Annotated in this window: 15 protein-coding genes; 7 read left to right on the forward strand and 8 right to left on the reverse strand. The window is 60.4% G+C overall.

All coding sequences use genetic code 11. The annotated features are described in order from the left end of the window. The first annotated feature begins 103 nt into the window (after nucleotides 1–103). From G3545_RS13975 to G3545_RS14000, 6 genes are all read left to right on the forward strand, one after another. Nucleotides 104–406: a DUF982 domain-containing protein gene (locus G3545_RS13975; RefSeq protein ID WP_170013551.1), complete on the forward strand. Its 303-nt coding sequence runs from the start codon at nucleotides 104–106 to the stop codon at nucleotides 404–406. 7 nt (nucleotides 407–413) lie between these two features. After that, nucleotides 414–692: a hypothetical protein gene (locus tag G3545_RS13980; RefSeq protein ID WP_170013553.1), complete on the forward strand. Its 279-nt coding sequence runs from the start codon at nucleotides 414–416 to the stop codon at nucleotides 690–692. 21 nt (nucleotides 693–713) lie between these two features. Continuing rightward, nucleotides 714–1,022, forward strand: coding sequence for a DUF982 domain-containing protein (locus G3545_RS13985; protein WP_170013555.1), 309 nt, complete (start codon nucleotides 714–716; stop codon nucleotides 1,020–1,022). An 84-nt stretch (nucleotides 1,023–1,106) separates the two neighbouring features. Continuing rightward, nucleotides 1,107–2,084: a non-homologous end-joining DNA ligase gene (ligD, locus tag G3545_RS13990; protein ID WP_170013557.1), complete on the forward strand. Its 978-nt coding sequence runs from the start codon at nucleotides 1,107–1,109 to the stop codon at nucleotides 2,082–2,084. A 377-nt stretch (nucleotides 2,085–2,461) separates the two neighbouring features. Beyond that, a complete protein-coding gene (locus tag G3545_RS13995) occupies nucleotides 2,462–2,752 on the forward strand; it encodes a hypothetical protein (RefSeq protein ID WP_170013559.1) in 291 nt (96 codons plus the stop codon). 548 nt (nucleotides 2,753–3,300) lie between these two features. Further along, nucleotides 3,301–4,044, forward strand: a complete 744-nt coding sequence (locus tag G3545_RS14000; RefSeq protein WP_170013561.1) for an SOS response-associated peptidase — start codon at nucleotides 3,301–3,303, stop codon at nucleotides 4,042–4,044. A 636-nt stretch (nucleotides 4,045–4,680) separates the two neighbouring features. On the opposite strand, the gene G3545_RS14010 is transcribed toward G3545_RS14000, so the two are convergent. The 5 genes from G3545_RS14010 to G3545_RS14030 all read right to left on the reverse strand — a co-directional run bounded on the left by G3545_RS14010 (nucleotide 4,681) and on the right by G3545_RS14030 (nucleotide 8,077). Next, nucleotides 4,681–5,907: an AAA family ATPase gene (locus tag G3545_RS14010; protein ID WP_170013565.1), complete on the reverse strand. Its 1,227-nt coding sequence runs from the start codon at nucleotides 5,905–5,907 to the stop codon at nucleotides 4,681–4,683. A 217-nt stretch (nucleotides 5,908–6,124) separates the two neighbouring features. Next, the gene (locus G3545_RS14015) at nucleotides 6,125–6,340 is read right to left on the reverse strand and encodes a hypothetical protein (RefSeq protein WP_170013567.1); all 216 of its coding nucleotides are present in this window, start codon (nucleotides 6,338–6,340) and stop codon (nucleotides 6,125–6,127) included. Next, nucleotides 6,337–6,711 (reverse strand): hypothetical protein, encoded by a 375-nt coding sequence (locus G3545_RS14020; RefSeq protein WP_170013569.1) that lies wholly within the window; start codon nucleotides 6,709–6,711, stop codon nucleotides 6,337–6,339. The genes G3545_RS14015 and G3545_RS14020 overlap by 4 nt, the downstream gene beginning before the upstream one ends. Next, a complete protein-coding gene (locus tag G3545_RS14025; protein WP_170013571.1) occupies nucleotides 6,711–7,133 on the reverse strand; it encodes a hypothetical protein in 423 nt (140 codons plus the stop codon). Before G3545_RS14025 ends, G3545_RS14020 begins: the two co-directional genes overlap by 1 nt. Next, nucleotides 7,130–8,077: a peptidoglycan-binding protein gene (locus tag G3545_RS14030; RefSeq protein ID WP_170013573.1), complete on the reverse strand. Its 948-nt coding sequence runs from the start codon at nucleotides 8,075–8,077 to the stop codon at nucleotides 7,130–7,132. Before G3545_RS14030 ends, G3545_RS14025 begins: the two co-directional genes overlap by 4 nt. 74 nt (nucleotides 8,078–8,151) lie before the next feature. Between G3545_RS14030 and G3545_RS14035 the strand changes: the two genes are divergently transcribed. After that, nucleotides 8,152–8,436, forward strand: coding sequence for a hypothetical protein (locus tag G3545_RS14035; protein WP_170013576.1), 285 nt, complete (start codon nucleotides 8,152–8,154; stop codon nucleotides 8,434–8,436). Here the strand turns inward: G3545_RS14035 and G3545_RS14040 are convergent. Genes G3545_RS14040 through G3545_RS14050 form a run of 3 tightly spaced genes read right to left on the reverse strand, consistent with a single transcriptional unit; the run spans nucleotide 8,433 to nucleotide 9,210 of the window. Continuing rightward, the gene (locus G3545_RS14040) at nucleotides 8,433–8,705 is read right to left on the reverse strand and encodes a hypothetical protein (RefSeq protein ID WP_170013578.1); all 273 of its coding nucleotides are present in this window, start codon (nucleotides 8,703–8,705) and stop codon (nucleotides 8,433–8,435) included. The two genes, G3545_RS14035 and G3545_RS14040, sit on opposite strands and share 4 nt — an antisense overlap. Continuing rightward, entirely contained in the window at nucleotides 8,702–9,001 is a 300-nt protein-coding gene (locus G3545_RS14045) for a hypothetical protein (protein WP_170013580.1), read from the reverse strand. The genes G3545_RS14040 and G3545_RS14045 overlap by 4 nt, the downstream gene beginning before the upstream one ends. Further along, complete coding sequence (locus tag G3545_RS14050; RefSeq protein WP_170013582.1) at nucleotides 9,001–9,210, reverse strand: hypothetical protein; 210 nt, start codon at nucleotides 9,208–9,210, stop codon at nucleotides 9,001–9,003. Before G3545_RS14050 ends, G3545_RS14045 begins: the two co-directional genes overlap by 1 nt. Nucleotides 9,211–9,224 lie beyond the last annotated feature (14 nt).

The raw sequence follows: 9,224 nt of genomic DNA on the forward strand, positions 1-9,224 counted from the left end.
CAGACTGCTATTAGCGTCCTGCCATGGAGAAACCCTGCCGCCTGGTGGGGCCTGCCGAGAACGTCGGCTTGAACTGATTCGCCCGGCTCACGTTGAGTCCGCCATGGCACAGATTCGAATGAACCCGGTCATGGTGTGCGAGGACAATGGTTTCATGCGCACACTCGCGGATGTGGAGGGCGCTGCCCTCTTCATGCTGCACCAGTGGCCACGTCGATATCGCGGCACCAAACTTCACATCGCAGCCCAACTGGCCGCGTTAGCCGCCATGGAGGGTTCGGGCGTGGGGACGCCAGAAGAATTCCGTGACGCGTTCATCGAGGCGGCCGGGGAAGCCGACATTCTCACGTCGATCGAAAAGCGCCGGGTCGCGCGGATCTCCCAGCAGCGTGCCGTGAAACGGTGAGGCAGGAATGGAACATATCGCAATGATTGCCGGCGACGGATGGCTGACGACGCCCTCGTTGCCGTCAGCTGCCGCTCTGTTCCGCATCGACGTATGGAAGCCTCGGAAGGGCGATCTGGTCGCCGACGGCGTGCTGACCGCGGAATCGCTATCCGCCGGGCCGAACGACGGCCGGGCCACTCTCACCCTCACAAGTGGCGAGTCGCTGGAAATCGAACTGAGCGACATACACGACCAGGGCGCGGCGTTTACCGTGCTCGACCCCGTCTATCCCAAGCTCCTCTAGGAACCGAACGAAGGCGCCGCCATGCGCATGCTGCCAGTATGGGTGCTTGAAAATCGTCAGACTGAGCTTGCGTTGGATGACGTGCGAACAGCGATGTCGTTCCTCATTTTCGATTGGCCGGACCAGTTTTGCGGCACTCACCTGCACCTGTCAGCGCAGGTGATCGGCCTGGCCGCCTTGGAAGGTGCGGTATCAGTCGCGTTCTTCCGCGCCGCTTTCGTCGACGCAGCGGACGAAGCGGACATACTGGCAGCAGGCGCGGAGCCCCCGCCGCTCCTCAGCTTCCTTCTCGCTTCGAGGAAGCGGTATAACCGGCGCGGCTGCGCGTGATCGGCTAGCGCCGCCGGGTGGGCTGGTCTTCCCAGCTCGCATACGGCGTATTGAACCATTTCGCCCCGCTGACGTGAGGCCGCCATGGAGACGAGAGGCAAGAAACATGAGGCGGCCGGCACAGATCCCATGCCGGCACGAATCGAGCCTTGCCTTGCACTGCTCGTGTCTAAGCCGACGGTCGGCCCGATCTGGGCTTTCGAGATCAAGTGGGATGGCTACCGGCTGGCCATCCATGTCGAGCCTGGTGGCGTTCGGGTGCTCACCCGAGGCGGGCACGACTGGACCACCCGCTTTGCTCACATCGCTGAAGCAGCCAGCAAGCTCGGCCCCGGCAGCATGATCCTCGATGGCGAAGCCGTCGTGCTGGACGAACAGGGCCGCTCTGATTTTGGAGGCCTGCAGCAGGCCTTGGGAGGCCGCGGCGGCAAGCGGTTCGCGCGCGAGGCGATCTTCTATGCCTTCGACCTGCTCTATCTCGACGGGCGCGACCTGACGCGCGAGCCACTATCGGAGCGCAGGCGGCTGCTCGATCCCATGTTGAACCAGGATGGTCTCATCCGATTGTCCGAGGAAATCGAAGGCGACGGCAGTGCCCTTCTCAAGCACGCCTGCAAGCTCGGGCTTGAGGGCATCATCGGGAAGCGCCTCGACAAGCCATATCGCTCCGGCCGGAATGGCGACTGGATCAAGGCGAAATGCGTGCAGAGCGACAGCTTTGCGATCGTTGGGTACGAGCCGTCGGTGGCGATGCGCGGGATGATCGGCCGGTTGCTGCTGGCCGCCCGGCGCGGCGGCGAACTCGTCTATGTCGGTGGCGTCGGCACGGGCTTCACGCACCAGGAACTAACGGATCTGAAGAAGCGCCTCGACGCGCTCCGGGCAACAACACCGCCGGTCAAGCTCAAACGCAAGCGCGCGGTGTTCGTAGATCCAGTGCTGATCGCCGAGATTGAGTTCCGGGCCTGGACCGACGACGACAAGCTACGGCACGCCTCATTTAAGGGCCTGCGCGAGTCCGCAGACCATAGCGAGGTTATGAACCTCGATGGCCGTCTCTAGCGCGAAAAGGAAGTTTAAGCGGGACGCTGCTCGAAAAAAATAGGTCTACCGCATAGATGTCGCCATCCACACCGCAATCGCAACAATAAATACAACAAAAATGTAAGCGATATATTCCATATCCAACCTCTTTAGCGGGATTATACCGCGTACGAAGTAAGACACGACCATTGATGATTTCAAGCCTGGGCGACGCGATTGGCCGCGCTCAAGATAAATGCCAATCTGTCTGGGTGCCGCGGGAGACGAGCATAGCTGCAACTGGGAGTCGACCAGCATAGGTGGACGCGTAAATCATGCCCATCAGTCGGCACCATTCAGCCATTGTTCACAAGCATGCTTGGAAAGTCGCACAGTGTAGCACTTGGACAAATTCGATGAAGCATTTGGCAACTCTTGCCGGTAGCGGCTGGCTTCGGACCAGATCTTCGGGTTCATCGACCGCCACCTACCATCTCGACATTTGGCGGCGCGTCACGGGCCCAAGCGCCGGGGAACTGGTGAGCGAAGGGAAACTCACGGCCGAATTGCTCACAATAGCGGAAGCCCGGGCAAATGGCCGAGCCGTGCTTGTGCTCACTGACGGCGACCCTATTGCCGTTGAAATCGGCAACGCCTCGGGCGAAGAGGCGGAGTTCAAGGTGATTGGTAGGCCACCTCGTCACTGAGCCTTCCCGCCCGACGTCGCAACGATACAGATCTTCGAACCGGAAGCTGCTGCCAGCACACAAAAAAGCGCCACCCCGACCGTCAAGTAGGGTGGCGCAGGCGCCATGAAGACCCCGGATCGGAGAGCTTCCGAGGTCTACGCCAACGGCCAGCCTAGCACTTGGTTCAGGGCGCCTGTGTCGCCCGCGCGACATGACAATTCGGAGCGCTCGGTAGCCCGATGCGCAGAAAGCTGCCATTGTGCAACACATGAGCAGTCTTTCGGAAAGTGCCTTCATCTAACGTTGACGCTCGATTGAACCGCTCCCAAGCTTCGCGGGCTAACGTTCTAGCAATTGGGGGCCTACCAATGAAGTCGTATACCGCACCTCGCCTCATCAAAGGTGAGAAGCTTTCGTCCGTCACCGCCGGCGCCAACTTCTCCGGCAAGAAGGCGAAGCCGATCCAGCAGAATGGCTGATCGGAACGGCCCACTCGGCAGGGCACGGCCGAGTGGGCCATTCTTCCCGGCTTGGCGAAGCGCAGGCGGCGCGGCTAGGTTGGAGGTATGTGCAACCTCTACAGCATCACCACGAACCAGGAAGCGATCATCCGCATCACGCGGGCGCTGATCGATCGGCTGGGCAATCTGCCGCCCACACTCAGCGTGTTTCCGGATTATCCGGCGCCGATCGTGCGCAACAGCGTCGACGGGCGCGAACTTGCCTCCGCCCGATGGGGCATGCCGACGGCCGGCAATGTCATGTTCGAAGCCGCCAAGAAACGCGCCGCGAAGATTGAGGCCAAGGGCAAGCCGGTCGATTTCACCGAGCTGCTGCGGATGGAGCCGGACGCCGGCGTCACCAACATCCGCAACCTCTCCAGCAAGCATTGGCTGCGCTGGACCGGCGAGGCGCATCGCTGCCTGGTGCCCTTCACTTCGTTCAGCGAGTACGCGCCCGAGCCGGATCCGGTGACCGGCAAGCGCGATGTCGTATGGTTCGCGCTCGACGAGAGCCGCCCCCTCACCTTCTTCGCCGGCCTGTGGACGCCCTGGACCTCGGTGAGGAAGGCCAAGGAAGGTGAGGTCACCGCCGATCTCTACGGCTTCCTGACGTGCGAACCAAACGAGGTGGTGCGGCCGATCCACGCCAAGGCGATGCCCGTGATCCTCACGACCGAGGAGGAACACGACGTCTGGATGCGCGCGCCATGGTCCGAGGCCAAGGCGCTGCAGCGGCCGTTGCCGAGTGATGCGTTGGAGGTCGTGGCACGAGGGAGCTCAAAGGAAGATCTCCGCCTACAAGTATAGATTTTATATTCTAGATTACAGTCCTGTCACTTCCGTTCGCTAACCCCAATAATATTCTCTCAAACAGAGCGAACGACTCCGACTTTTCCCTGAGCACGGGAAGGTCCAAGCAGTTGCTGAATCTAGCTTGATCCCGTGTTGGTTTGTATGCGTAGTCATTATTCATTAATCGCGACAGCGAGCCTTTTGCATCACGATACATCTCCGGCTGCAGCTCTAAGTTCGCGCCGGGTATCCAACCATTTTGGGGGTACGTCATCTTTATTTCGTCGATCCCGTGCAAAAACATTGTTTCGTACTCTCGCACAAATAACACGAATGCGACTTTCTTATCTTTACATCGATTCATGGTATGCAATCGCCGAGATACTTCGGTGCGTACTGCCTCTGGATCATCATCCTCGCAATCAAGCGCGACTAGCACGGAATCCCCGTCTGATTGGAGCCCATATTGAATCCAGCGCTCCATCTCGCCTTCCCTTAAAAATCTTGGGATAGAACCAATCTGTTTGGGTCGGGGCGCTGCGTACACGTCGTAGATCTCGTTGATTTCATACGTTCGACGCATTAGAACGGGAATAGCCTCACTATCGCCCTGCCCTTCAACGATTAGAACTGGCCGCTTGCAGTATCGAATCACGGATGCAAGCCCTCGGAAATAAGCAACTCGCCGAGGGTGAATAATCGATGCCTCACTGCATCAATTTGTACCTGACCGACTTTACCAACCCTTGTCCTTCCATTCTCAATATCTACAGAAATCACATCATTTGGATCAAACTGATCTAACAAATGCGGACTATGCGTAGTTATGAAAATTTGGGTTCTTTTGCTAACCTCCTTGATCGAATCGGCCAATACTGGCAATACTCCAGGATTTATAGTCTGCTCAGGTTCTTCCAGCGCAATAACATCAGGTTTTGGCTCCTGATACAGCGCGGTCAACAGACCAAAGACACGGAGGGTGCCGTCGGAGAGCTGCGATACATTGAATATATGACGCCTTTCTCTTTCCATCATATGAAACTGAGGCACGAGATAGCCACCAACACTTAGGATGCTAATTCGCTCAAGAGAAGGAAGAAGCTTGCGCATGGCTTCGGTTATTTGATTTATTGCCTCCACACCGCGCCGGGTTCGACGCATTCGCTTAAAAACGGAAGCAAGATTTCGACCCTCGGGTAATAAATACGTTTCATTCGAAGGCTCTTGCGGTTGTCGAAGCGTATTCGGAAATATTGAGTAGGCTTGGAACTGGGAACAAGCCCTCCGAAGTCGAGTCAATTCCCACGCGTGACGCGTGAACAACGCAAGGTCATCGGATTGATCCAATTTGCCACCAGAGCCAGTGGCAGTAGCCTTGTCCAATAGCCGCCAATCTGGCGGGCCGTCGGTCGGCTCGATACCGACCTGCTGCTTCGTGATCTGATAGCTTCCATCTAATGCGCGCAGAAGTCGCGTACGCGCCATAAACCAATAATCTTCAGGCTTTCCGTCCTCATCCTCGGAAGAAACCTCCTGAACGTGCTCCAATAACGCATCTTCCTTCGATATCGAGAATTGTCCATTCTTCGAATCAATAGAGAAGTCGTATGCGGCTCTTCCGTCGTCGATTTCAAAGGCGACGGCAATTCTTATACGAAATGGCCTCGTGGGAGACCACTGCCGAATACTATCTATACCATGCCTGTCAGATATCGCTCGATCCAACCCGTGCATGGCCGCATCTCGAACAAACCTTAACGCGTCTACAACGTTACTTTTACCAGTTCCATTGCCACCAACAAGGACATTTATTTGTCCGAATTCAACTGACGCCTGCTCGACACTTTTAAAATGACTAATCTCAAGCGCTTTATACATTCACAGATCCCGCCATCAGACAGCCTTCAACCTCGCGCGTTGCTGGCTGCTAACATAAGCCTTGTTCAGTTATGTGTAATCTGGTTCCCTTGGGAAGCCAAATCTGCAGCACATCCAGGAAGCAACACAGAAATGCCCCGCCCCTCCCGAAGGAGAGGCGGGGCAAGTCTTGAGAGGAAACGCCCGGAGAAGGCGCAGGCACGTCACCGCCGGACGGTCAGTCGGCGGCTTCCCTTTGCGCGCGCGGCGCAATGTCGTTTCGATTGCCGGCGGCCGCTGGCGCCGGATGCCGCGCATCCCACGCCGCCTCGATCAGCTTCGCGGCGAAGGCCTCGGCCTCGTCCGCGGTTCCGCAGAACAGGTTGTCGTGCGCGCGGGCAGGCATCGAGACGATGAGCGTACCCGGACGGATGATGGCGGCCGGCGCCGTCATCCGCGCGGCCTCGCCGGCGTTGTCGGCACCCTCACCGCCTCGTCGATCCGCCGCTCTATCTTGTCGAGCCGCTCGATCACCTCGTCGCGGACGTTCCGGACGTCGCTCAATCTCGAATAGTGCTCGGCTGCATAGAGCTTGTGGTCGGCAAGCGACTTTTCGAGCATGCGCACCTCGGCATGCAGCGCGGATATACGCGTGTCGCTCGCGGTGAACCGGCCTTCGATATGCTGCAGGGTATCCCGAAGCGGCTTCAGCGCTTCAGCAATGGTTGTGGTCATGCGGTACTCGATCCGCAGCCAGACACCGATGACGGCACCGAGGATGACGCCCATGCCGATCAATGTTTCCCAGGTCACCGGCCCCTGCATCATGCGCCCCTCCGCCGGCCGATGGCGCCGGCGATCGCGTCGATACCCTTGAGCCCAGCCTGCAGGGCGAAGAACGAGAGCAGCACCTGCCCCTCCCATTCATCGAAGGGTGGCGGGAAGGCAGGCACCTTGAGGCCGAGCTGGAAACAGGTGTCGGCCGTCACCAGCACCAGGTGCAAAACGAAGCAACCGGCAATAAGGAAGGTAAGGACGCGCATCTCCCAAAAGCCGGACGTCTGCAGCCGCACCTCGGTGGCCTGCGCCTGGGCGGCGATCATGGCGTCCAGCTTCGCCTTGGCGACGTCGGCCTGGATGCGCTCGCTCTCGACGGCGCTATCCTTTCCCTTGGCGTAGATTTCCGCGAGGGCCTTCCAGCCTCCGCCGGTGAACCAGTTGAGGACGGTGGTGAATATCCACGTCATGCGTCCGCCCTCCGCATCGAGCGCACCAGGTAGGCAACGCCGACGGCGAGTGCCACCACCACGACGCCGGCGATGGCCCATTGCAACGGCCCCGGATTGGCAGCGGCGCCGAGTATGGTGGTGAGGATGCCGCCGCCCGTCGCCATGCCCTCCGGCGTCTTCAGCACGTCGATGATGGTCTTGTCGGCCGGCGGCTCGCCGCCCGCGGTGCGGCGCTCCAGGCGCTTGCGGATGGCATCCTTGGTCGCGGGGCCGGCCAAGCCGTCCACGAGGACCCCAGCCTGCTTCTGGACGGCCCTGATCGCCGCTTCGGTCTTCTTGCCGTCGAACCCGTCGACCGTCAGCTCATAGCCGAGGGCGACAAGATCCTGCTGCAGCTCGCGCACCTCGTCTTCGGACTTCGGCGTCTCGATCGGCGCCGCACCCCACAGCGCGCGGGCTTTGGCGAGATACTTCCTGCGATCGATGAGCCCGTTCGCGCCGCCATTGATCTTGCGGGTGATGCCGGTAATGTCGTCACGGTCGGCCAGGGCATTCAGCCCCTTCGCCTTCCAATACTCGCAGGCGATCTGCAGCGAGATGGCCGGCACCGCCGCCATCTCCGGATTGCCCTCGAGGTCGAGCGCGAGCCGCTTGCCATAGGCGCGATAGTTTGCGCGGCCGGTGAGTTGCAGCACGCCGCGCCCCTTGTAGCGAATGCCGTCGCCGCGGATGACATTGCCGAGATCGCGCCGGCCCTCATAGGCGGCGCCGCTGGCGTACTCCTCCGTGGTGCGGAAGCCAGCGCTCTCATGGGCGATCTGCGCCAGGAAGTGGCACAGCCGCGAGGGCGTGGTGATTGCGTATTTCGCCAGCACCGCGTCGCCGCGGGCGACGGCGTCGAGGATATCGGCGCGCCCGCGCGGCGCGAGCGTGCGCAACTGGCCGGCCGTAATGGTGACCATGGGAATCTCCGGTTTGTGAAACGAAAAAAGCCGCCCGGTCAGGGGCGGCCATCAAAGGATGTTGCGAGGCGGCTTTGCGTTACCAATATCCGCGCGGAGGAGCGGATTCAGGGAGGAGCACAATGCCATTCAGAAGCAAAGGTTATGATCCGGAGACCATTGCCTTTCTTCAGCAGTGCCTTGATATCGCGACCGAAGCGGCCTGCCGGGTGACCGGCGCGCTGCCGAGCGAGGAACTCCGCCAGCGGCTCGCCTCGGCGATCATGGAAGGCGCGGATGCAGAGATCGGCAACAAGGATGAGCTGATCGACTTTGCCCTCAGATCCCTGCCCGAGTTTCGCGCACGGTTGGCGAACTAGCCCTCCGCCGCCTCGACATCGTCGACGGCTGCGAGGACGTCACGCTCCAGCAGGGTGATGCCACCTAGCATCGCTGCGTGCCTGGTCACCTCCGTCCGCTGGTGCAACACACGGCCATCGCGCGTCACCATGACGGCGCCGATGCTCTCGATGTCGCCGGCGCGCACCCTGCGCTCCATGTCCTTCAACATGGCCAGGCATTCGGCGCGGGCGGCCTTTACGCGAGGATGCGTGCGCAGCGTCACGAGTTTCAGGTCTGGCTTGCTCATGTTGCAGGCTTCTCGTCTTCGATCTGCATTTCGCCGGGCTCCATCTCGCGGAAGCCGGCATAGGCGAGGCCGGCGCGCAGGCGGGCGGCGAACTGCGCCATGGATTCCTCGCGCGTGCGCGTCACGCCATGATCGGGGCCGACCTCGAGCGGATGGATACGGAACCCGATGATGTTCCAGTGCCAGATATCATAGCCGTGGGCGAGCCAGATGTGACCGACCTCGGCCCTCCCGCTCATGACGAAGTAGTTGTCGTGATTGATGCCGACGCTGCGGCGCTGAAGGATGAACACCATCACACACCCGCCTTCCGCCGGCCCCGCACATAGCCGTTGGAGAGCTTGTGCTCGGCGCGGCGCAGATCCTCCTCAAGCGCCGCGCAGGCCAGCAGCAGCACCCGCACCGCCTCGCGCGGATCGCCGTCGCACAGCTCTATGACCTCGTCGACATCCTCATCGCTGCCGACAATGGAATAGCGTTCGGCGGGCGCTAGCTCGCTCGGCATGGTCGTCTCCGGTG

This window comes from Starkeya sp. ORNL1 (genome assembly GCF_012971745.1).
GTDB lineage: Bacteria > Pseudomonadota > Alphaproteobacteria > Rhizobiales > Xanthobacteraceae > Ancylobacter.